23 protein-coding genes, 1 tRNA gene and 1 pseudogene are annotated in these 19,794 nt (G+C 71.2%); 16 read left to right on the plus strand and 9 right to left on the minus strand.

What is annotated here, in order from left to right; genetic code table 11:
* Nucleotides 1–5: 5 nt before the first annotated feature.
* Both DP107_RS15445 and DP107_RS15450 read right to left on the minus strand, forming a co-directional pair.
* Entirely contained in the window at nt 6–452 is a 447-nt protein-coding gene (locus DP107_RS15445) for a Rieske (2Fe-2S) protein (protein ID WP_144263035.1), read from the minus strand.
* A 99-nt stretch (nt 453–551) separates the two neighbouring features.
* Nucleotides 552–1,490, minus strand: coding sequence for an aminotransferase class IV (locus DP107_RS15450; protein WP_144263036.1), 939 nt, complete (start codon nt 1,488–1,490; stop codon nt 552–554).
* A gap of 124 nt (nt 1,491–1,614) precedes the next feature.
* Here DP107_RS15450 and DP107_RS21490 point away from each other — a divergent pair.
* The 6 genes and pseudogenes from DP107_RS21490 to DP107_RS21165 form a co-directional block, all read left to right on the plus strand.
* Nucleotides 1,615–1,893 (plus strand): annotated as a pseudogene (locus tag DP107_RS21490) (ubiquitin-like small modifier protein 1); the annotation flags it as partial.
* A gap of 311 nt (nt 1,894–2,204) precedes the next feature.
* The gene (locus tag DP107_RS15460; protein ID WP_144263038.1) at nt 2,205–2,564 is read left to right on the plus strand and encodes a hypothetical protein; all 360 of its coding nucleotides are present in this window, start codon (nt 2,205–2,207) and stop codon (nt 2,562–2,564) included.
* 116 nt (nt 2,565–2,680) lie between these two features.
* Nucleotides 2,681–3,661, plus strand: a complete 981-nt coding sequence (locus DP107_RS15465; RefSeq protein WP_144263039.1) for a glycosyltransferase family 2 protein — start codon at nt 2,681–2,683, stop codon at nt 3,659–3,661.
* 136 nt (nt 3,662–3,797) lie between these two features.
* A complete protein-coding gene (locus tag DP107_RS15470; protein ID WP_185977348.1) occupies nt 3,798–5,309 on the plus strand; it encodes a methyl-accepting chemotaxis protein in 1,512 nt (503 codons plus the stop codon).
* Nucleotides 5,306–5,839, plus strand: a complete 534-nt coding sequence (locus DP107_RS15475) for a bacteriorhodopsin (protein WP_144263041.1) — start codon at nt 5,306–5,308, stop codon at nt 5,837–5,839. Before DP107_RS15470 ends, DP107_RS15475 begins: the two co-directional genes overlap by 4 nt.
* A 48-nt stretch (nt 5,840–5,887) precedes the next feature.
* Nucleotides 5,888–6,022 (plus strand): hypothetical protein, encoded by a 135-nt coding sequence (locus tag DP107_RS21165; protein WP_272949853.1) that lies wholly within the window; start codon nt 5,888–5,890, stop codon nt 6,020–6,022.
* A gap of 52 nt (nt 6,023–6,074) precedes the next feature.
* Here the strand turns inward: DP107_RS21165 and DP107_RS15480 are convergent, their stop codons facing one another.
* Nucleotides 6,075–6,866: an amidohydrolase gene (locus tag DP107_RS15480; protein WP_144263042.1), complete on the minus strand. Its 792-nt coding sequence runs from the start codon at nt 6,864–6,866 to the stop codon at nt 6,075–6,077.
* A 295-nt stretch (nt 6,867–7,161) separates the two neighbouring features.
* Between DP107_RS15480 and DP107_RS15485 the strand changes: the two genes are divergently transcribed.
* The 3 genes from DP107_RS15485 to DP107_RS15495 all read left to right on the plus strand — a co-directional run bounded on the left by DP107_RS15485 (nt 7,162) and on the right by DP107_RS15495 (nt 9,082).
* Nucleotides 7,162–7,434 (plus strand): MarR family transcriptional regulator, encoded by a 273-nt coding sequence (locus tag DP107_RS15485; RefSeq protein WP_144263043.1) that lies wholly within the window; start codon nt 7,162–7,164, stop codon nt 7,432–7,434.
* 51 nt (nt 7,435–7,485) lie between these two features.
* On the plus strand, nt 7,486–8,271 hold the full coding sequence (locus DP107_RS15490) for an MBL fold metallo-hydrolase (protein WP_144263044.1): 786 nt from the start codon (nt 7,486–7,488) through the stop codon (nt 8,269–8,271).
* 133 nt (nt 8,272–8,404) lie between these two features.
* Nucleotides 8,405–9,082 carry a LysE family translocator gene (locus tag DP107_RS15495; protein ID WP_144263045.1) on the plus strand — a complete coding sequence of 226 codons (678 nt, stop codon included), beginning with the start codon at nt 8,405–8,407 and terminating at the stop codon, nt 9,080–9,082.
* A 28-nt stretch (nt 9,083–9,110) separates the two neighbouring features.
* On the opposite strand, the gene DP107_RS15500 is transcribed toward DP107_RS15495, so the two are convergent.
* Both DP107_RS15500 and DP107_RS15505 read right to left on the minus strand, forming a co-directional pair.
* Nucleotides 9,111–10,910 (minus strand): hypothetical protein, encoded by a 1,800-nt coding sequence (locus DP107_RS15500; RefSeq protein WP_144263046.1) that lies wholly within the window; start codon nt 10,908–10,910, stop codon nt 9,111–9,113.
* Nucleotides 10,911–11,261: 351 nt separating this feature from the next.
* A tRNA-Leu gene (locus DP107_RS15505) sits at nt 11,262–11,345 on the minus strand.
* Between the two features lie 99 nt (nt 11,346–11,444).
* Between DP107_RS15505 and DP107_RS15510 the strand changes: the two genes are divergently transcribed.
* Complete coding sequence (locus DP107_RS15510; protein ID WP_144263047.1) at nt 11,445–11,909, plus strand: hypothetical protein; 465 nt, start codon at nt 11,445–11,447, stop codon at nt 11,907–11,909.
* Between the two features lie 17 nt (nt 11,910–11,926).
* On the opposite strand, the gene DP107_RS15515 is transcribed toward DP107_RS15510, so the two are convergent.
* Nucleotides 11,927–12,121 (minus strand): hypothetical protein, encoded by a 195-nt coding sequence (locus DP107_RS15515; RefSeq protein WP_144263048.1) that lies wholly within the window; start codon nt 12,119–12,121, stop codon nt 11,927–11,929.
* A 253-nt stretch (nt 12,122–12,374) separates the two neighbouring features.
* On the opposite strand from DP107_RS15515, the gene DP107_RS15520 reads away from it, so the two are divergent.
* The 3 genes from DP107_RS15520 (at nt 12,375) to DP107_RS15530 (ending at nt 15,004) form a co-directional block, all read left to right on the plus strand.
* Complete coding sequence (locus DP107_RS15520) at nt 12,375–12,869, plus strand: DUF309 domain-containing protein (RefSeq protein ID WP_144263049.1); 495 nt, start codon at nt 12,375–12,377, stop codon at nt 12,867–12,869.
* Between the two features lie 72 nt (nt 12,870–12,941).
* Nucleotides 12,942–14,342 (plus strand): dihydrolipoyl dehydrogenase family protein, encoded by a 1,401-nt coding sequence (locus DP107_RS15525; RefSeq protein ID WP_144263050.1) that lies wholly within the window; start codon nt 12,942–12,944, stop codon nt 14,340–14,342.
* 356 nt (nt 14,343–14,698) lie between these two features.
* Entirely contained in the window at nt 14,699–15,004 is a 306-nt protein-coding gene (locus DP107_RS15530; RefSeq protein ID WP_144263051.1) for a putative quinol monooxygenase, read from the plus strand.
* 281 nt (nt 15,005–15,285) lie between these two features.
* Here the strand turns inward: DP107_RS15530 and DP107_RS15535 are convergent, their stop codons facing one another.
* Entirely contained in the window at nt 15,286–16,353 is a 1,068-nt protein-coding gene (locus DP107_RS15535; protein WP_144263052.1) for a zinc-dependent alcohol dehydrogenase family protein, read from the minus strand.
* A gap of 178 nt (nt 16,354–16,531) precedes the next feature.
* Between DP107_RS15535 and eif1A the strand changes: the two genes are divergently transcribed.
* Genes eif1A through DP107_RS20220 form a run of 3 tightly spaced genes read left to right on the plus strand, consistent with a single transcriptional unit; the run spans nt 16,532 to nt 18,290 of the window.
* On the plus strand, nt 16,532–16,822 hold the full coding sequence (eif1A, locus tag DP107_RS15540) for a translation initiation factor eIF-1A (RefSeq protein ID WP_144263053.1): 291 nt from the start codon (nt 16,532–16,534) through the stop codon (nt 16,820–16,822).
* Entirely contained in the window at nt 16,822–17,757 is a 936-nt protein-coding gene (gene rio1 / locus DP107_RS20215; protein ID WP_185977349.1) for a serine/threonine-protein kinase Rio1, read from the plus strand. Before eif1A ends, rio1 begins: the two co-directional genes overlap by 1 nt.
* The gene (locus DP107_RS20220) at nt 17,754–18,290 is read left to right on the plus strand and encodes a GNAT family N-acetyltransferase (RefSeq protein ID WP_185977350.1); all 537 of its coding nucleotides are present in this window, start codon (nt 17,754–17,756) and stop codon (nt 18,288–18,290) included. Before rio1 ends, DP107_RS20220 begins: the two co-directional genes overlap by 4 nt.
* Nucleotides 18,291–18,298: 8 nt before the next feature.
* Here DP107_RS20220 and DP107_RS15550 read toward each other — a convergent pair whose 3' ends face one another.
* Entirely contained in the window at nt 18,299–18,823 is a 525-nt protein-coding gene (locus DP107_RS15550) for an Lrp/AsnC family transcriptional regulator (RefSeq protein ID WP_144263054.1), read from the minus strand.
* A gap of 69 nt (nt 18,824–18,892) precedes the next feature.
* On the minus strand, nt 18,893–19,756 hold the full coding sequence (locus tag DP107_RS15555) for an alpha/beta fold hydrolase (protein WP_144263055.1): 864 nt from the start codon (nt 19,754–19,756) through the stop codon (nt 18,893–18,895).
* Nucleotides 19,757–19,794: the final 38 nt, after the last annotated feature.

Raw genomic sequence — 19,794 nt, forward strand, 5'->3', positions numbered from 1 at the left:
GCCGGTCAGCTGCCGGTGAAGTCGATGCGGCCGCCCGGCGACCCCGTCGAGAGGTCCCGGTCCCCGTCCGGCCCGAGCCCGTCGAACTCGTAGCGGTCATCGGTGAGGTAGACCCCCTCGTCGTGGACCGTCACCTCGACCTCGTCGAGGACGGCGCCCTCGCAGGGGCCGTACGTGCAGACGCCGTCGTCGGGCCGGAAGGTCGCGGCGTGCTTGTTGCACCACAGCTCGCCGTCGCGGACCCGCGCGCCGTCGCCCTTGTCGAGGCGGACGTCGGTCCAGTGCTGGCAGTAGTTCTTCCAGCAGGCGATTCCCGCCTCGTCATCGCCACCGCCGAGCCTGACCAGAAGCGCCTCCTCGACGTCGAAGCCGTCCCGGTAGGTGAACAGGAACGTCCCGGCCTCGGGGACGTCCTCGGCGTCGCAGATACGCTGGTCGTCGCTGACCTCCATCCTTGCCTCCGGTTGGCCCCCCGCGGGTTCAATGCTTGCGGTGCGGAGCGGGCAGCGCGGATGGCGGGCCCGGCGAGGACGTTCGACGTCGCGGCCCGGCTACCGATAGCACTGCTTCTCGACGCGTTCGTCGTAGAGCCGCCGGAGGAGCGAGGTGATCGGCCCGCTCCCCACGTCGATGCCGTCGACGGTTGCGACCGGACGCAGTTCCCAGGTCCGGTTCGTGAGGAACGCCTCGTCGGCCTCGCGGACGTCGTCCAGGTCGTACCGGTCACGCTCGACCGGGAACGACTCGGCCGCGGCCAGCTCCAGCACCACCTCGCGGGTGATGCCCGGCAGCAGGTCCCCCACCTCGGGAGTTTTCAGGGCGCCGTCGTCGACGAAGAAGAGGTTGCTCGTGGCGCCCTCGGCGACGTTACCGTCGAGGTCGCGCATGAGCGCCTCGTCGGGGTCGTACGCCTCGTTCGCGGCCTGCCGGAGCTCCAGCCGCGCGAGCACCCCGTTCAGGTAGTTGTGGGTCTTGGCGTCGGCCGGCAGCGCGGCGTCGGGCATCCGGCGCGTCCCCACCGTCTGCACGACCGCCGGGTCGTCCCAGACCGGCTCCCCGCCCGCGTCGGGGAGTCCCCCGCGGGGGAGCGGCTTCGTCACGACCACGACGGTCGGGTCGAGGTCGGCCGCCGGCGCGGGCGTGAGCTTCCCCGACTGCGGGCCGCGCGAGACCGTGACCCGGACGTAGGCGTCCGCGAGGTCGTTCTCGTCGAGGGTGTCGGCGACCCGGAGCGCGAGGTCGTCGGGGACGGCGGCGGCCATCCCGAGCGTCTCGCAGGTCCGCCGCAGGCGCGCGAGGTGGCGCTCCCAGTCGAGGACCTGGCCGCCGTAGGCCCGCATCGTCTCGAACGCGGCGTCGCCGTAGCGGAAGCCGCGGTCCTCCACGGAGACCCGGGCGGAGCCGCGCGGCACGAGCCGGCCGTTGACGTGGTAGACGCGGTCGCCGGCGCCGGCGTCGCTCTGGCCGTCGGTCGGCGGCTGGTTCGACATCGGACGCCAGTAGTTCCGGCGCCGGTTTGCCTCTTTCCGTCCGCCCCGGTGGCGTCGGCACGAACGGGCGGCTCCCGTGCCGACCACGCCAACACTCATGCCGTCCGCCCTCCTGGGACCTGGCATGGAAATCGAGCTTCGGTTCTTCGCCACGTTCCGGGCCGCCGTGGGGTCGAAGACCATCAGTCGGAGCTTCGACGACGGTGCGGACGTCGGGACCGTGCTCCGGGCCCTCGAGACGGAGTTCGACGGCCTCGAGGGCGAGATACTGGACGACGCCGGCGAGCTCCGGCCACAGCTCTCCGTGCTGAAGAACGGCCGCGAGGTCGTCCACATGGACGGGCTGACGACGACCCTGGCCGACGGTGACGCCGTCTCCGTCTTCCCGCCGGTGGCGGGCGGGAACGGCGACGCGGGCACGAGCGGTAGGGGTGAGGCAGGCGCCGGGGCCGACGGGACTGTCCGCCGTGAGAAGGCGTTCCGCGGCATCTCCGAACGCCTCGCCCGGGAGTATCTCGTCAACCTCGGCGGCGAGAAGGTCGGCGACCACGTCGTCGAGGGGCCGGACTGGCGGACCGAGACGAGCGCGGAGAAGGTCGACGTCGCGGGGTCGATGCAGTTGACCGAGGTGACGCTCGTCTTCGAGGGGCCGCCGGAGACGCTGGAACCGCTGATGGAGAAGTTCGGCCGGAAGGCGATGCGCGCCGGGGGCTGATGGGCGGGGACCACATCGACGGCCAGGTCCTGCTGCTGGCGGCGGCGAAGGCCAGCGTGGGCCCCCAGCGGCTGCCGGACCTCGTCGAGGTCGTCCAGTCGTCCCTGGGCGACCGCCTCCCGGAGTACCGCCGCGAGTACGAGGTCGCGTTCGAGGACCCGGACCGGCTGGGCTTCTTCGTCGAGGCCGACCACTGGGCCGAGCTCGGGCGCCAGCTCGGGCTCGGGGAGCGCGAGCGCGACGCCGTCGAGCGGGTCCACACGGAGCAGCTCCGGCGCGTGGGCCGGAACACCGACCGCGAGGACGAGTTCGAGACGGCGCTCGACATCCGCGAGGCCGTCGTCATCGGCCGGGACTGAGTCGGGGGGAGCCGGCGGCTGAGGAACACGCGTTTCAGCCCGCCTGCGTGGAAACGCCACGCCGGCCGGCAGCCGACCCGCGGGGTTTTTGCACCTATGGAGCGCACGTGATTGGTATGCATCTCTCGGTCGTCATCCCGACACTGAACGGTCGGGAACGACTGGCGACCTGTCTGGACGCTCTCACCGAACGGGCGCCGGACGTCGAGGTCGTCGTCGCTAACGGGCCCTCCGCCGACGGCACCAGCGGGATGGTCCGCGACCGGGACGACGTCGATGTCCTCGTCGAACTCGACGCGCGGAACGTGAACGTGGCGCGCAACGCCGGCGCCGCGCGCGCCAGTGGCGATATCATCGCCTTCCTCGGCGACGAGCTGGTCGTGGAGGAGAGCTGGCTCGACACCCTGCGTGGGGCCGACCCCGACGACCTCGGCGCGGCGGGGACGGACCCGAAGGCCACCGAGGGGGGGACGGACGACGACCGGCCGCTGGGGGCCATCACCGGGCCGACGAACCGGGAGCTCCGGGCCGGCCTGGCCACCGAGGAGGTCGAGACCCGCCGCGTCGGCGGCCGGTCGATAACCTACGTGAACCCGCTGAACGTGGCGTTCACCCAGCGAGCGCTCAACGAACTCGACGGGTTCGACGAGTACCTGGAGGTCGGGGGCGCCCGGGACGCAGCCCACCGCCTCGCGGGAACCGGCTTCGGCGTCGACTGGCGGCCCGCGATGTCCGTCCGGTACGACCCGGACCGAGCCGCGACGCCCCGGCCCGACGGCGGCCGGGAGACCGACTGGGCCTGGCGCTACCGGTCGCTGGCCTACCGGCTGGTGAAGAACTACGGTCCCCGGCCGACGGTCGGCTACCGGGTCGCTCGGCACGCCGTCAGTGACGCCTGGACCACCTTCCGCGAGGTCGTCAGCGGGGAGGGCCGCCCGTCGGCCTGGCTCGGGAACGGCCGGGACGTCTCCCTGGGCACCGGTCGTGGGCTCGTCGACGGGCTGCGGACGCGATACCGGGACCGGAGTTCGCGCCGGAACCCCAACGGCCTCTCGGCGCGAACGGACCGTGCGGTCACGGTGTTCGACCGCCGCTGACCGGGCGGATCCCGGCCGTCACCGGGGAGCGCTGTTATACCCCCAGCCGATTACAGTCCCTGATACGCTGCCCGGTCCCTTGTGCACGTTGTGCCAACCCGTTCCCATGTTGTCCGCGTTCAGGGACCGATACGCGGTGAAACTGCTCTTCGGGTACGTGATGACCGGCGCGTTCATCACGGTCGTCGGAGTGACTACGGATAGCGCGCTGGCGACCGTCCTCGCCGGAGTGACGGGGCTGCTGGCGCTCGGCTCGGTGGTCGGAACCGGGACGCTGGCCGCCGCGAAGGGACTGGAGCGGCAGACCAGGCGGGTCGCGAACGGCGAACTCGACCGGCGGGTCACCTCCCCCCGCGACGACGAGATCGGTCAGGCGTACGAGGCGGTCGAGGCGATGCGCCGGTCGATGTCGGAGAAGATCGCGGAGCTGGAGCGGGCTCAGGAGCGCGCCGAGGGGGCGACCCGGACGGCGACCGAGCAGGCGGACGCCTATCGGGCCATCGCCGAACGGTACGCGGAGACGATGCAGGCGGCGGCGGACGGCGACCTCACGAGCCGAGTGGACGTGGCGACGGAGTACGAGGCGATGGCGACGATCGGCCGGGAGTTCAACGCCACCATGGCCGACCTGGCGGCGGCACTCGAGGAGGTGGACAGCTTCGCCTCGACGGTTCGGACGGAGATCGACGAGGTCCGAACGGACGGGGCATCGATCGCCGAGACCGTCGAGGCGGCCACCGGCCTCACCGACGAGATCACCGACCGGACGCAGTCACAGCGGACCCGCCTGGAGACCGTCGAGAGCGATATCAACGAGCTGTCGGCCACCGCCGAGGAGGTCGCCGCGACGGTCGACGGGCTGGCCGACCGGAGCGCGGGGGCGACCGCCGCCAGCGACGGGGCGCGCGAGGCCGCCACCGAGGCGATCGACGAGATGGAAGGGATACAGGAGGAGATACAGGACGCGGTCACCCAGGTGGAGTCGCTGTCGGAGAGCGCCGACGAGATCACTGAGATCGTCGACATCATCGGCGACATCGCGGACCAGACGAACATCCTGGCGCTGAACGCCTCCATCGAGGCGGCTCGTGCGGGGGAGGGGTCGGCCGACGCCACCGCCGGCGACGGGTTCGCGGTCGTGGCCGACGAGGTGAAACAGCTCGCAGAGGAGACCAGAGAGCGCGCCGAGGAGGTCGCCGCGATGGTGGCGGAGGTGCAGTCGGAGACGGCGGAGGCGGCGGACTCCATCCGCAGCACGCGAGAGCGAGCCGTCGCCGGCACGGAGACGGTGGAGTCGGGGTTGAGCGAGATCGAGCGGATCGCCGACGCCGTCGACGGGATCGACGACGGAATCGCGGAGATCCAGAACGCGACCGCCACGCAGGCCGAAACCGTCCAGGCGACGGCGACGGCGGTCGAGGAGACGGTGACGCTCAGCCGGGAGGCCGAGGCCTCCGCGGAGGACGTCGCCGACAACGTCAGCCGGCAGCAGGCACACGTAGACGGCATCGGCGACGCGGTCGACGGCTTCGAGGCCAGCGCCCGGGAGTTGACCGCGCGGCTGGAGCGGTTCGACACCGGGGCGGAGGAGCCGGTCGCCGAACCGGGCGGCTCTGCCGCCATCGCCGACGGGGGTGAGGACCCATGACCGCGGCCGCGATGACCTTCGTGTTCGGCGCCGTCTCGCTGGTCGTCGGGGTCGCGATAGCACTCCGACTCGTCACCGGGGATTCGGAGATCGCCGACGCCGGCCGCGTCCGGCCGCTCGTCCTCATTCCGGGTGTCGCCGCCGTCGCCTACGTCGTCATGGCACTCGGCATCGGCACGGTGACGATCGGGTCGGAAACCATCGTCGTGCCGCGGTACGTCGACTGGTTGCTCACGACCCCGATCATGATCGGCTACGTCGGCTACGTGGCGGGCGCGCCCCGGCGCTGGATCGCCGCGGCTGCCGGCGGGATCGCCGCCGTCATCGTCGTCGGCGCCGCGGCGACGGTCACCACCGGGCTCGCGAAATGGGGGCTGTTCGGGCTCTCCTCGCTCGTCCAGCTCGGCGTCTTCGGGGTGCTCTATCTGGTGTACCCCAGACACGCGGCCGAACGGCCAGGGCGCCGGGAGCTGTTCTGGCTGCTCCAGACCCACGTCGGACTGCTGTGGCTGGCCTACCCCGTGATCTAGCTGTTCAGCCCGGCGGGTATCGGCGCGGTCACCGCGGACGCGGCGAACATGGTCATCGTGTACATGGACGTGGTGGCCAAGACGCCGTACGTCTACTTCGTCTGGACCCACCGCGACGCGTTCGCCGAGGGGACGAGCGCGCCGGAAGCGCCGGCCGAGTCCGGCGCCGCCGCCGGGGACTGACCCGCGACCACCGGCCGTCGCGTTCGCCGCGGGTCGGGCGGGGGTCAGGGAGTCAGGCGGCCAGCGCCGACACCACGCGCGAGGGGTTGTCGTCGAGCGCGCGCTTCATCGCGTCCTGGGGGACCGAGCAGGTCAGCAGCGTCATCAGCGCCACGTTCGGGTGGGCCTCGCCGGCGCGGCTGGCGAACAGCACTCGGTCGGGATGCTCGCGGAGGGCGCGTTCGAGCAGCGCGCGCGAGCGCACCGTCCCGGTGTCGAGGTAGAGGTCGTCGTAGTCATCCAGCAGGTCGACCGCCGTGGCGAACAGCTCGCGCGTCCCCGGGTCCCCGCCCACACCGCCGAGGACGACGGGGAAGCCGCGGTCACAGAGGTCAGCGACCCGGGAGGGTGGGAACGACCGGCCGCCGGTCACCAGCGTCGGCAGGCCGACCTCAGCGAGGGCGCCGAGCGTCGCCTCCGTCGGGAGCCCGTCGCGGGTGGGGTCGAGCGCGAACCCGTGGAACCGGTCGTCGTAGCCGTACTGTGCCACCGAATCCGGACCGGGGTGGTCGCCCGTCCGCGGCCGGTCCGGGGCCGAGGGGTCGGGCGGCCGGGGGCCGGAGAGCCGCGCGAACGGGACGAACGGGCGGTCGACCGACCGCCGCGCGACGGCGTTGTTGGCCGTCAGGTAGCCCCCGTCGTCGGCACGGGCGGGCGGCGTGACGACGGCCCGGACGACGCCGGCCTGCCGGAGCTCCCGCTCCAGCCGGTCCGGCGCGACGGCGCGGCCCCGGGAGGCCTTTCGTTCGTCGACCAGCATCGCCCCGACGTCGACGACCCGGAACCCGTGCTCCAGTTCGAGCATACCGGACGGAGGGCACCGTAGCGCAAAACCGTTCCCCCGACCGCGTCCCCACGGACGGAGCCCGCGGTGGCACGCCGAACGTGTCAGGGGCGAACTACGTGCCGCCGATCCGATCTGCATGACCGCCGCTGCTGTGCGAGCGGGCCCCGGCTGTGGGCCGGAGCGGGGTCCTATCGGTTCCGGCAACTTCTGTCACCCGCGTTTGTATAACGACCCTTAATCACATAGCAGTGTACCAATTGTTTTGTCACACATATAGCGAGGTTTTACGGATGGTTCCCGGCGACTGTGGGTCATGAGCACGACCCCGGAGGAGGCCGCAGCCGAGTCACCCCTGACGAACCCCGAGTTCCGCGAACAGCTGCGCGAACTCCCACCGAGCGCGAAGCTCGTCGCCAAGGTGCTCGAGGGGGCCTCCCCGCTCTCGCAGGGCCAGCTCGCCGAGGAGTCGCTCCTCCCCGACCGGACCGTCCGGTACGCCCTGAACCGGCTGGAGGAGGAGGAGCTCGTCGGGTCGCGCTACTCCTTCCACGACGCCCGCAAGCAGGTCTACTACCTCACGGAGTAACCCGTCGCCGCAACCGCCCACGCTTTTGCCCTCCACGCCGCACCTCCGGGTATGAACCCCACCCGCGTCCCGCTGGAGGTGACCACCCGCGCCCCGACCGGCCGGACGGCCGCCTACCTGCTCGGGGACGACGACGCCCTCCTCGTCGACCCCGCCGCCGAACGCGAGGACCTGGACGCCGCGCTCGCCGACCGCTCCGTCGCCCACGTCGCCGTTACCCACCACCACCCGGACCACGTCGCCGCCGTCGCCTCGTACGCGCGTGCCCATGATGCGACCGTCTGGGCCCGGTACGGTCGTGGGGACGCCTTCGAGGCCGCGACCGGTATCACGCCAGACCGGACGTTCGTCGACGGCACGACCATCCCCACCGGCGACGGGCCGGTTCACGTCGTGGACCTGCCGGGGCACGCGCCCGAACACGTCGGCTTCCGGTTCCCGGAGGACGACGCGACGGCGTACCTCGTCGGCGACCTCGCGGTGGCGGCCGGGAGCGTCGTCGTCGGCTCACCGGAGGGGGACATGCGCGCCTACGTCGCCTCGCTCCGTCGGCTCTGGGCCAGGGACCCCGAAACGCTCTACCCCTCGCACGGCCCCGTCATCGACGACACGCGGGAGACGTGCGCCCGTCTCATCGCCCACCGCCGGGACCGCGAGGAGCGCGTCCTCGCTGCGGTCCGGGACGGCGCCCGCACCCCGAGCGAGGTCACCGACGCCGCCTACGAGAAGGACCTCTCCGGGGTCCGCGACCTCGCCGAGGCGACCGTCGTCGCCCACCTGGAGAAACTCTCCGTCGAGGGGCAGCTCGTCTGGGACGGCACCGAGGTAACTCCGTAATCGCGTCGGTAACTCCGCGGAGGCGCCGCTACGGAGCCAATCGAACGGATAGGCCCGGTATCGCCCCGGTACGCACTGTGTAACGGGTTCTCACCACACAACCGTTATCCTGTTGCCGCCGATAGCCGGCGGCGTGTCGACGTTCGTCTCGCTGGTCGCCGGCATCGCCTTCGGCCTGGCGCTGGCGGCGCCGCCCGGGCCGATGAACGCGGTCATCGCCGAGGAGTCGGTGCTCCGGGGGTGGGGTGCGGGCTTCCGGGCCGGCCTGGGGGCCGCGACCGCCGACGCCTGCTTCCTCGTCCTCGCGGTCGTCGGCGCCGTGGCGTTCGTCCGGCGCTCGGCGCTCGTGACCGGCCTGATGGTCGGGGTCGGCGGGATACTGATGCTCTACTTCGCCTACGGGGCCGTCGACGGCGCCCGCGAGCAGTTCACCGACGTCGAGGCCGCCCTCGACGAGTCGAGCCGCGGGTTCCGCAAGGCGTTCGTCCTCGCGCTCACCAACCCCTACCAGATCGTCTTCTGGCTCACGGTCGGCGTGGGCCTCCTCGAACCGGGGACCCTCGACGCGCTCGAACCGCTCTCGGCGGGGCTGGCCGGACTGCTGGTCGTCGAGACCGGGTCGCCGGCGCTGCTCGTGGGGCTCTTCGCGGGCATCGGCGTCTGGATCACCGGGTTCCCGGCCGCACTGGTGGGCGCTCGGCGGCGGATGGACCGCCTCGCTCCGGCGGTCGCCGGCATCAGCGCGGTCGTGCTGGCCGGCTTCGGCGTCTTCTATCTCGTCCGCGCGTTCCGGACGCTCTCGGGGCTGTGAGCGGTTCTGCCCGACCTCACGGCGAGGGTCACCCGTGACGTCGCCGGACTACCAGCCAGCCGACCAGCACCGCACCCGCGACCAGCGCCCCCGTCACGCCGAACCCGGGACCGTCCTCGAACGCGGCGCCCTCCGTCCCGTTACCCCCGCCGTCGAGGCGGCCGGACTCGGGCGTCGCCGTCGAACTGTCGGCGTCGTACGGGTCACTCCCCTGGGCCGACTCGTCGGCGTTGGTCACCCCGTCGCCGTCCACGTCGTCGCTCGTCGGGACCATCACCGTGGTCCCGTTGCGGCCGTAGAACGTCTCGACGCGGAGTGTGGCCTCCCCGGCTGGCAGGCGGACCGTCGCCGGGTCGCCGCCGGGGCCGCTCACGGCCGTCGTCGCCCCTGCGGGCCGGACCACCACCCCGACCTCGGGGTGGCGGACCGCCACCGGAATCCCGGCCGGGAGCGGCGTCGTCGCGAGCGGCACCCACTCGTCGCCACGGCGCCATTCGGCCGCCGCCGGGCCGGCGGTCGTGCCCGGCGCGGGGTAGGCGTCGGGGACCGGCCCCTGTGCGAGTTCGACCCCGGCGACGTGCCGGTCCAGCCAGGCGTCGTGGGACTCCCCCGCCGTCGCCGCGACCATCGACCGGAAGACCGCGTACGTGACGTTCCCCTCGGCCTCGTTCATCCGCCGGAAGACGTCCTGGAGCGTCCGCGACCCGTTCGTCGAGGCCCGGATGCGGCGGTCGAGCGCCGCCAGCGTCCGCGGCCCCTTCGTCGCCCGGACCCGGTACTGCGCGTCCGTCGTCCCCGTCAGCGTCGCGTCGCGGAACGACTCCGCCACCCGGAACCGCTCCCCGAACCGCTCGCGGGGGATAGTGCCCCGCTGGTACGGCGCCAGCGACATGTAGTAGAACGCGCTGGCCTCCGTGAACCAGGTCGTGTCCGCGGCCAGCGTGTAGTTCTGTCGGGTGTGGACGTACTCGTGGACGAAGATGGGTTCGTTCACCCGGACCCCGTCGGCGTCGCTCCGGGTCGCCTCGTCGGCTGCGACCCAGAGGTCGGCGCCCGTCGCCAGCCCGCCAACGCCGCCCTCGCCGCCGTTCGCGCCCACGGGCGGCGGCGCGATGAACGCCGTCACGGCAGGGTCCCGCGCGCCCACGGAGAGCCCCTCGGCAACCCCGGCGAGCGTCCCCGCGTAGGTGGCCGGCTCGACCGGTGTCCCGACGACGGTCGGGTGGACGACGGTGAACCGCTGGCCCGCGGCCGACGCGTTCGCGACCCGGTAGTCGCCGAGGTACGCCATCGCCGCCCCGGCGTAGCCGTTCGGGACGGCGAACCGCCGCTCGTAGCTCGTCCCCCCGCGGCTCCGCCACGAGAACGCCGTATCGACGTCGGTCATGTCGACCAGCGCCCAGTCGTCGGTCGCCGCGAAGCGGACGCTGTTCCCGACCGTCCGGTTGACCGGGGCGCGATACGTCAGCCCCGGCGCCGCCGTTCGCCCGTCCCACTCGTACGTCGTCCCCTCGGCCCGGTCGAACCCGTCCGTCCCGGTCACCTCGACCGCCGCCGGCAGCGTGACGCGGAACGCCGTCGTCGCCGTCGTCACGCCGACCTCGAGCGCGACCCGGACCCGCCCGGGGTCGGCGCGGGTGAGTTCGTGATGGACGACACCGTCGGGCGCGGGCGCCGTCGAACCCTCACGCGTGGTGTGGTCGGTCGCATCGCTGGGCGAGGTCACGGCGACCCCGTCGTCCGCGGGTACTGCGGCCGCCGTCGCCGGGCCGACGGCGGTTGCCGCGAGGAGCAGCAGGACGAGCGTCACGGCCGGCGCGCGTCGCATACCCACCCCTGACGAGCACGGAGTATGGCGCTTCTGGCCGCCGGCTGCGGCGCTGCCGGTCGACTGGAGCTGATGCGGGGGCAGACCGCTCCGAGACGGTCTTCCGCACGTTGGACGTGCGGGGGACGGGATTCGAACCCGTGGACCACCGGAAGACGTTCCTGCTCGGTCGCTCCGCTCCCTGTGCGGGCTGCGACTTCCGAGGTCTCGTTCGGTCGCCTCCGGCGACACTCACGAGACCTCTACAGGAGCTGATCTCGAGTCCGCCGCCGTTTCCGGAACTAATCGGGTGGCCTCGTCAGGATGATGCGGGGGAAGACCGCTCCGAGACGGTCTTCCGCACGTTGGACGTGCGGGGGACGGGATTCGAACCCGTGGACCTCTACAGGAGCGGATCTTGAGTCCGCCGCCGTTTCCAGGCTTGGCTACCCCCGCGCGCACCTTTGAGTCCGGCGCTGTCGGTCAAAACGGTTGTGGACCGGACGGGGCGGACCCGACCGCACCGCTGAAGCGGGCCCCGCCCGTACTGGTGGTATGACGAAGCCGCCACACCTCTACCGGGACCCGGAGCCCGAGAACCGCGACGACCTCCGGCTGGACATCGCGGTCGGGAGCGGTCGCCGGCGGCTGGAGCTCTCGGACCGGGTCGTGTCGCTGCTCGTCGACGACCTCGAGTACGAGCCGCCGGAGGTCGTTCCCTTCCTGCTGGCGCGGGCGTTCGTGCTGGCGGGCGGCGCGACGCTCGGCGAGCGCGACGGCAACGGCGAGCGGGACCTCTCATGGCGCCTGGGCGGTGCCGACGGCGGCCGGGAGCCCACGACCACCGACCTCGAGCGGTTGGCCTCGTATCTCGAGGCCGTGGAGGTGCCGAGCCGGTCCCTGAAGCCGCTTCGCGAGCTGGTCCGGTCGACGCGGCTGTCCGAGGCCTGTGACCCCGAGGACCTGCAGGACCGCTCCGAGCGCGTCAACCGGCTCCGCGACATCGCGACGGACCTCTGAGTCGCGGGCGGACGGTCTCAGGCGACGAGGCGGACCTCGCAGCCCGGGCACTCCGGCTCGTCGAGCAGTTGCTGGCTCGCCAGGTCGTCGACGCAGATGCGGCAGTAGTAGGCTCCACAGTCGGGGCACCGCTCGCCCCCTGGGACCCCGACCTCGACCGCGTCCCCACACCGCTCGCACTCGACCGTATCGGTCGCCGCATCGACGTCCATGCGCCGTGGTTGCACGGCCCACGGCAAGAAGCTTCGGCCACCCGAGTCGGGACCGATCGGCCGGAGGACATAGACGGGCACGGCGGGGTCGCGACGACACCCGGAGGCGATATCGGCCGGCGTCCGGAGTGCAGTCGCAAGCCGAACCGGAGCGTGAGCGGGCGGCGATGCCCCACTGCTGACGCGGGGGACTCAAGCGGTCGTCGGCCGCGGCCACCGACGGCGTTACGTCGGTCGCGCCGGAAACCGGGGTATGGACGACCACACCCGCGATACGAGCGTCGGGCCGCCGCCACGGGGCGACCCTGCGGGTTGGTCGGCGACCCGCGGTGCCTCGAACGGCTGGGAGCACGGCACCCTCCGCCGCGCGACCGTCCACGGCGTCCGCCTCTACAACGCCGGCGAGTTCCACGAGTCGCACGACTGCTTCGAGGACGAGTGGTATAACTACGGCCGTGGGTCAGTCGAGAGCAAGTTCCTGCACGGGATGGTCCAGGTCGCCGCCGGCGCGTACAAGCACTTCGACTTCGACGATGACGACGGGATGCGCTCGCTGTTCCGCACCGCCCTCCAGTACTTCCAGGGCGTCCCGCGTGACTACTACGGCGTCGACGTGCTGGACGTCCGGACGGTCCTGACGAACGCGCTGGAGGACCCGGCGGCGCTACACGGCTGGCGGATCACGTTGGACGACGGAACGCCAGAGGCGACGGACGCTGACCACAGGTACGCCGAGTCACTGGAGTGAGCGGGACGGGGCCTCCGCGGCGGGGACGCAGGCTCCCCGAACCGTTATTCGGCTTCCGCACGGTAATTTCGTATGCGCATACACGTCGCGATCGTCGGCGCGTACGGGAGTGCCGGCGTTGCGGTAGCCGACCGGTTGGCCGGTGACTCCGACGTACGGGTGACGCTCGTGGATGACGGGCAGCCGGGCGGCGGGCTCTGCATCCTCCGCGGTTGTATGCCCTCGAAGGAGGTCCTGTCGGCCGCGGAGCATCGGTTCGCCGCTCGTCACGACGACCGGCTCTCGGGACCGCTTCCGGACGTCGACCTCGAGGCCACCGTCGAGCGAAAGAACGAGCACACCGAGAGCTTCGCCTCCCACCGTCGGGCGGCCGTCGAGCGGCTCGCGAAGCGGGAGAACGTCGAGTTCATTCAGGAGACGGCCCGGTTCCTCGACGACCGTCGACTGGCCGTCGGCGACCGGACGCTCGACCCGGATTACGTCGTCGTTGCCACCGGGTCGTCGGTCAACGTCCCCGACCTGCCGGGCATCGACGAGGTACCGGTGGAGACGAGTGCCGACGTGCTGGACGCGACCGCGTTCGGCGGTTCGGGTGTCGTGATGGGCTTTGGCTACGTCGGGATGGAACTCGCACCGTATCTCAGCGAGGCCGCCGGGATGGACCTCACGGTCATCGAACACGACGCCCGCCCGCTGGACGAGGCGGACGCTCCCTTCGGGGACGCCGTGATGGAGTACTACCGGGACGCGTTCGGCATCGATATACGAACACACACACACGAGAAGCGGGTCGAACCGACCGAGGACGGCGGCGTCCGGCTGTACGTCGATGCGGACGGGACCCGGGAGGTCATCGAGGCCGACCAGCTGTTCGCGTTCACCGGCCGCCGCCCGACCCTCGGCCGGTTGGGGCTCGAGGAGACGGCACTCGACCCCGGGCCCGGCTGGGTCGAGGATACGATGCAGGCGCGGGACGACCCCCGGGTGTTCGTCGCCGGCGACGCCAACGGCAAGGAGCCGATCCTCCACGTCGCGAAGGAGCAAGGCTTCCACACCGCCGAGAACATCAGGCGCCACCGCGACGGCGAGTCGCTTCGCGAGTACGAGAACGTCCACCATCACGTCGCCTTCTCCGGGCTCGGCGTCCTCCCCTTCGCCCGCGTCGGCCACTCCGCGACGACGGCCGATGACGCGGGGCTGGACCACGTCGTCGCCACGCGCGAGGCCGCCAGCGACGGCGTGTTCAGGACGAAGAACGTCCCCGAGGGACTGGCCCGCCTCGTCGTCGGGACCGACGGAACCGTCCTCGGCTATCAGGGCCTGCATTACCACGCCGACGCGATGGCCAAGACGATGCAGTTGGCCGTCGAGATGGAACTGGACGTCCGGGAGATCCCGGACCGGGCCTACCATCCGACGACACCCGAACTCCTCGACGGACTCGTTCGGGAAGGGGCCGCGGCGCTCGAGTGACCGGTACCGGCGTGCCGCGAGCGAGGGCTTGATAACGATTGACAGACAAGCCGGCGCATGGACGATAGTACGGGACGCGACGACAACGTCTGCGAAGCCTGTGAGCGGACCTTCGAATCGGCGGCGGAACTGGAACGGCACGTCCACGAGGTCGGACTCGTCGACTAGAGCGGGTCGCACGGTCGAACCGTGAGTCCGGTCCGGGAACGTCCACGGTCGGCCCCGCCGTACCGGAAGGTGGGCCGTGTCGGGCACCCGAGGGAACGCGCTGCCCTCGGCGGCGACCCTGCCGGAACCGGCGGAGCAGGTTCGCTCGCGCGCGGATTTTATCCGGCTGTCGCCCGTCGATACGAGCGATGCCCGAGTCCAATCACGCGCTGCAGGCGACGCTGCAAGCGAAGCCCGAGAAGGTCGACGAGGTCGCCGAGTTCCTCGAGTCCGCACTCCCGCTCGCCGAGGAGGAGGCGTACACGACGACGTGGTTCGCACTCCGCCTCGACGAGACCACGTTCGGCATCTTCGACACCTTCGCCGACGAGGACGGCCCGGAGAAGCACCTCAACGACGAGATCGCGACACAACTGATGGAGCGCGCCGACGACCTGCTCGTCGAGGACCCGGAGATCGAGGAGATCGAGGTCCTCGCCGCGAAGCATTCGTAGACGCCGGGCGTTCCGATAACTCACCCGAGCCGCCCACTGTTCACTACCCGTTCGTATTACCCGGGAATCCGCATAGTATCCCGACAATCCGAACGCTGCGAGGGGGGTCGCACAGTACACGTCTACGCTCCGCGCGAGCGGAGCGAGCTTTTGAGGCGTTTCCGCGCCGAGTGGACTGCCGGCTCCGCCGGCGGCCGACTGGCTGACGGCGAGGCCGCCGACCGGTTCCGACGGCGGCGCCCAGGGCGCCGCGGGGAGGTCCGGGGCCGAAAGAAGCTTCTTCAGAACGAGTTACACACCGGGATCCCGACCGTGTCGTAGTCGCCCATGGAGGCGATGGTGCCGGGCACCTCCTCCAGCGAGATGGTCTCGGAGACGATGGCGCCGGGGTCGATCTTGCCGTGGTCCATCATCCGGAAGATCTCGTCGTACTCGTGGGCGGGCATCCCGTAGGAGCCGATGAACTCGCGTTCGTCGGTGACGATGTTGTCGACGGGGATGGAGACCTCGCCCTCCTCCTCGGAGGTGGTGAGGCCGATCTGGAGGTGCTGGCCGCCCTTCCCGAGCGAGTTGACGGAGTTGCGGCAGGTCTGGGCGATACCCAGCGCGTCGACGGAGACCTCGGCGCCGCGGCTCTTGGGTGTCTTCTTCTTGACCGCCTGCGGGACGTCCTGCACGTCGTCGACCTTGATCGTCTCGTCGGCACCGAGTTCCTCGGCCTTGTCGAGGGCTTCCTGGTTGAGGTCGACGCCGATGACGTTCGCGCCGAGCGCGTCGGCGGTGTGGACCGCCGAAAGGCCGACGCCGCCGCAGCCGTGGACGGCGACCCAGTCGCCGGGGTCGACGTCGACGCGGTGGGCGACGCCGTGGAAGGCGGTCGCGAAGCGGCAGCCCAGCCCGGCGACGTCGACGGAGTCGACGCCCTCGGGCAGTTTGATGAGGTTGGTGTCGGCCGCCCGGACGGGGTACTCCTCGGCGAAGGCGCCGGTGGAGAAGTTGACGAACCCCATCGGGATGGAGCGCTCACAGCGGTTCTGGTGGCCCTCCTTGCAGTGGACGCAGGAGCCGTCGGCGAGATTGAACGGGTTGGTGACGCGGTCCCCCTCGCGGAAGTTCTCGACCTCGTCACCGGTCTCGGCCACGACGCCGACGGGTTCGTGGCCGAACACGAGTCCCTCGGTCATCATCATCCCGATCCACGACCAGTCCCCCTGCCAGGCGTGCCAGTCCGAGCGGCAGACCCCACAGGCCTCCGTCTCGATGACGACGCCGTCCGGGGGGCAGTCCGGCCGGTCGACCTCCTCGACCTCCATCGGCTCCTCCGGTCCCTGGAATACTACGGCTCTCATTGCGTGCACGGCAGACGACATACGTCATAATAAATGATTGGCACCTGTTGGCAGGCGGGGTTTTACCTGGGTCGGCGGCGTGGCAGGGCTGGGGGTCGTGGCGCGTCCCCGCGCTCCGCGGCGGGAGGGGTCGCGATTATGCAGGAAAGTTAAACGCCGGGGCGCCGAACCGGAGGGTATGAGCGATGACGACGGCGGCCGGAAGAACCTCCGCATGCCGGACGAGGACGAGGTGTTCGCGGTCGTCACGGAGATGCTCGGCGCGAATCGGGTCACGGTCAGGTGTATGGACGGCACGGAGCGGACAGCCCGCATCCCGGGCCGGATGCAGAAGCGCATCTGGATCCGCGAGGACGACGTGGTCCTCGTCGAGCCGTGGGACTGGCAGGACGAGAAGGGTGACATCACCTGGCGGTACGAGAAGCAGGACGCCGACCAGCTCCGGGAAGAGGGGCATATCTCGGCCTGATGTCGGACCGAGACGTCACCGGTGAGCTGCTCGAACCGGCCGAGTCCGACGGGTTCGGCGACGAGTGGGAGGAACTGGATGTCTCGGACACCGAGGCCGACCGCATCGCCCGGCGGCGCGACCGCGAGTTCCTCGAGTTCCGCAAGCGCATCAAGGACGCCGACCAGTTCAAGGTTGAGGCGTCGGTGTTCGACGATGCCACCCTGGGCGCGCTGTACAAACTCGTCCAAGACGGCTACATCGACGCGTTCGGCGGCCCGCTCTCGACCGGGAAGGAGGCCAACGTCTACCTCGCGGCCGCCCCGGACACCGAGGTCGCGGTGAAGATCTACCGCATCAACGCCTCCGACTTCCGCTCGATGCGTGACTATCTCGAGGGCGACCCCCGCTTCGAGGGCATCGGCTCGGACAAGAAGAAGGTCGTCACCGCGTGGACGAAGAAGGAGTACGCCAACCTCAAGCGCGCCATCGCGGCCGGGGTCCGGGTCCCCGAGCCGGTCGCCGTGCAGCGGAACGTCCTCGTGATGGAGTTCCTCGGCACCGACGGCCGGCGGGCCCACCGCCTCAACGAGGTGGACGTGGAGAACCCGGAGACCGCCTACGAGGTGGTCCGGGAGTACACCCGTCGGCTCTACGACGCCGGCCTCGTCCACGGGGACCTCTCGGAGTACAACATCGTCGTCCACGAGGGGGAACTGGCGCTGCTGGACCTCGGCCAGGCGGTCACGGTGCATCACCCCCACGCCACCGAGTTCTTAGAGCGGGACTGCCGGAACGTGGCGAACTTCTTCGCCCGGACCGGCGCCGACACCGACGCCGATGCGCTCTTCGACGACGTCACCCGTGCCCGCGACGGCGACGAGGCACCGGAGGACGCCCCCGCCGTCCCCGGCTCCGAGGCGGACGTCGCGGACGAGAGGGCCGACCCGTCGTGAGGCTCCGCGAGGCCACGCCCGACGACGCGGATGCCGTCGCCGCGGTCGCTGCGGACGCGTGGTGGGCGGCCTGCTCGGCCGCGCTGTCGGCCGAGGCCGTCCGGACCGCGCTGGCGGACCTCTACGACGAGGCGTTCCTCGGCGAGGTCGCCGCCGAGGCGGCCGACCAGCCGGACTTCCGGTTCCTCGTTGCCGTGGAGACGGAGGCCGGCGGTGAGAGCCCGGGGGACGGCGAGACGGTCGTCGGCTTCGCCAGCGCGGCGCGCGAGTGGGCCGACGAGGTCGAGCTGTTCACGCTGTACGTCGACCCCGACCGGTGGGGCGAGGGGGTCGGGAGCGAGCTGCTGGCGGCGCTCGAGGCGTGGGCGGCCGACCGCGGTGCCGAGCGGATGGTCTGCTCGGCGCTCGCGGACAACGCTGTCGCCGTCGGCTTCCTCGAATCGCGGGGGTTCGAGCGGACCCGCGAGGTCGAGGCGGCGGTCGGCGGCGAGACGACGGCCGAGTACGAGTTCGAGAAGTCCCTCGACGGCTGAGGCCGGCGCTACTCGCGGGGGTTGTTCTCGTCCAGGCTCGCGAGGATCTCCGGGTCCGTTCGGAACTTCAGCACGTTGTGGATGACGGAGTTGCGGATGTTCTCGACGACGGGCCCGTGCGTCTTGTAGAACTCGTGGATCCACTTGGACTCGGCCTGCCGGGAGGCGAACATCATCACCGACTTCCACTGGTACTCCCCGTCGGAGAGGAAGTAGAACAGCGTGTTCGGCGAGTCGCGGATGTACTCCATGGCGTCGCGCCAGCCGTCGTCGAAGTTCTCCGGGTTGAGCTTGAACTCGAACAGCCCGAAAATGAAGTACTCCTCGTTGGGGATGACGGCCTCGCGGAAGACGCCGTGCTCGCGCATCCCCCGGATGGACTCGCTGACCGTGACGTGCGAGACGTCGATGTCGTACTTCTCCTCCAGGATGCGGGCCAGGTCCCGCGAGGAGAGCTGTGGGTCGCGCGACAGCTCGCGGAGGACGTACACGTCCCGGGGCTTGAACTCCCAGTCGGGGGCGTCACCTGTCATGTATAGGGCCTCACATTGCGGGTACCTGCCTCTTTCGGACACACAGCCGGGGGGCGGGTCGTCACGGGCTCAGACACCGAGGAACGCGGCCAGTTCCCGTCGGTACTCGGCGGCGGCGTCCTCGGGCACCCAGTGGTAGGCGTCCGAGAGCCGAACGACCTCGCCGCCGACGTCGTCGGCCAGCCGCTCGCCGTACTCGACGGGCTGCATGACGTCGTCCTCGGCCCAGAGGCAGAGGAGCTGGGCCTCGATGTCCCCGTAGGGGATCTCCATCGTGTGGTTGGTGTTGGTCGAGACGGCCGCCCGGGCGAGGGCGCGCTGGCCGTCCTCGCGGAGCCACGGCGCCTTCATCCCCTCGACGAACCCGGGGTCGGCCTCGCCGTAGGCGCCCTCGGCGAAGGCGAAGTCGAGCTTGCCGACGAACTCCTCGCGGTCCATCCCCTCGGTGCGGGGGAGGCCGAAGCTCGAGATGAACTCGACGGGGAAGGAGTCGTAGCAGACGAGGTTCGAGGCGACGAACCGCTCGACGCGGCCGGGCTGGTGGGCGGCGAGTCGCAGCGCGGCCCCGCCGCCGATGTCGTGCGCGACGACGCTGAACGACTCCACGCCCAGGTCCGCGAGCAGTCCGTCGAGGGCCTGCTCCTGGGCGCGGATGGAGCGGTCGAACCCCTCACGGGCCGAGGAGTTGCCGTAGCCGACCAGATCCGGGACGACCACGCGGAACTCGTCCTCGAAGGCGGGCGCCACGCGCCGCCAGAGGTAGCCCCACGTCGGGATGCCGTGGACGAACACGAGCGTATCCCGGGGCTCCTCGCGGTCGGTCGGGCCGGCGTCGCGGTACGCCATCCTGACGCTGTGGCCGTCCACGGTCACGGTCGTCGCCGCCTGCTCGTCACTCCACGTCTCGTGGTCGATGGGGTCCGCGGCTCGCATATCGGGGCCGCGGCCGCCGGGGGTATGTATCCACCGGC

The sequence above is a fragment of the Haloglomus irregulare genome, from assembly GCF_007421925.1.
Lineage (GTDB): Archaea > Halobacteriota > Halobacteria > Halobacteriales > Haloarculaceae > Haloglomus > Haloglomus irregulare.

What these genes read in the sequence shown, in the direction of transcription:
- DP107_RS15445 (WP_144263035.1), bottom strand. Translation starts at nt 452, where the DNA reads ATGGAGGTCAGCGACGACCAGCGTATCTGCGACGCCGAGGACGTCCCC.
- DP107_RS15530 (WP_144263051.1), top strand. Translation starts at nt 14,699, where the DNA reads ATGCCCGAGTCCAATCACGCGCTGCAGGCGACGCTGCAAGCGAAGCCC.
- DP107_RS15520 (WP_144263049.1), top strand. Translation starts at nt 12,375, where the DNA reads ATGGACGACCACACCCGCGATACGAGCGTCGGGCCGCCGCCACGGGGC.
- DP107_RS15490 (WP_144263044.1), top strand. Translation starts at nt 7,486, where the DNA reads ATGAACCCCACCCGCGTCCCGCTGGAGGTGACCACCCGCGCCCCGACC.
- DP107_RS15525 (WP_144263050.1), top strand. Translation starts at nt 12,942, where the DNA reads ATGCGCATACACGTCGCGATCGTCGGCGCGTACGGGAGTGCCGGCGTT.
- DP107_RS15465 (WP_144263039.1), top strand. Translation starts at nt 2,681, where the DNA reads ATGCATCTCTCGGTCGTCATCCCGACACTGAACGGTCGGGAACGACTG.
- DP107_RS15550 (WP_144263054.1), bottom strand. Translation starts at nt 18,823, where the DNA reads ATGACAGGTGACGCCCCCGACTGGGAGTTCAAGCCCCGGGACGTGTAC.
- DP107_RS15535 (WP_144263052.1), bottom strand. Translation starts at nt 16,353, where the DNA reads ATGAGAGCCGTAGTATTCCAGGGACCGGAGGAGCCGATGGAGGTCGAG.
- DP107_RS21165 (WP_272949853.1), top strand. Translation starts at nt 5,888, where the DNA reads ATGGTCATCGTGTACATGGACGTGGTGGCCAAGACGCCGTACGTCTAC.
- rio1 (WP_185977349.1), top strand. Translation starts at nt 16,822, where the DNA reads ATGTCGGACCGAGACGTCACCGGTGAGCTGCTCGAACCGGCCGAGTCC.
- DP107_RS15515 (WP_144263048.1), bottom strand. Translation starts at nt 12,121, where the DNA reads ATGGACGTCGATGCGGCGACCGATACGGTCGAGTGCGAGCGGTGTGGG.
- DP107_RS15485 (WP_144263043.1), top strand. Translation starts at nt 7,162, where the DNA reads ATGAGCACGACCCCGGAGGAGGCCGCAGCCGAGTCACCCCTGACGAAC.
- DP107_RS15555 (WP_144263055.1), bottom strand. Translation starts at nt 19,756, where the DNA reads ATGCGAGCCGCGGACCCCATCGACCACGAGACGTGGAGTGACGAGCAG.
- eif1A (WP_144263053.1), top strand. Translation starts at nt 16,532, where the DNA reads ATGAGCGATGACGACGGCGGCCGGAAGAACCTCCGCATGCCGGACGAG.
- DP107_RS15475 (WP_144263041.1), top strand. Translation starts at nt 5,306, where the DNA reads ATGACCGCGGCCGCGATGACCTTCGTGTTCGGCGCCGTCTCGCTGGTC.
- DP107_RS15500 (WP_144263046.1), bottom strand. Translation starts at nt 10,910, where the DNA reads ATGCGACGCGCGCCGGCCGTGACGCTCGTCCTGCTGCTCCTCGCGGCA.
- DP107_RS15510 (WP_144263047.1), top strand. Translation starts at nt 11,445, where the DNA reads ATGACGAAGCCGCCACACCTCTACCGGGACCCGGAGCCCGAGAACCGC.
- DP107_RS15450 (WP_144263036.1), bottom strand. Translation starts at nt 1,490, where the DNA reads ATGTCGAACCAGCCGCCGACCGACGGCCAGAGCGACGCCGGCGCCGGC.
- DP107_RS15460 (WP_144263038.1), top strand. Translation starts at nt 2,205, where the DNA reads ATGGGCGGGGACCACATCGACGGCCAGGTCCTGCTGCTGGCGGCGGCG.
- DP107_RS15480 (WP_144263042.1), bottom strand. Translation starts at nt 6,866, where the DNA reads ATGCTCGAACTGGAGCACGGGTTCCGGGTCGTCGACGTCGGGGCGATG.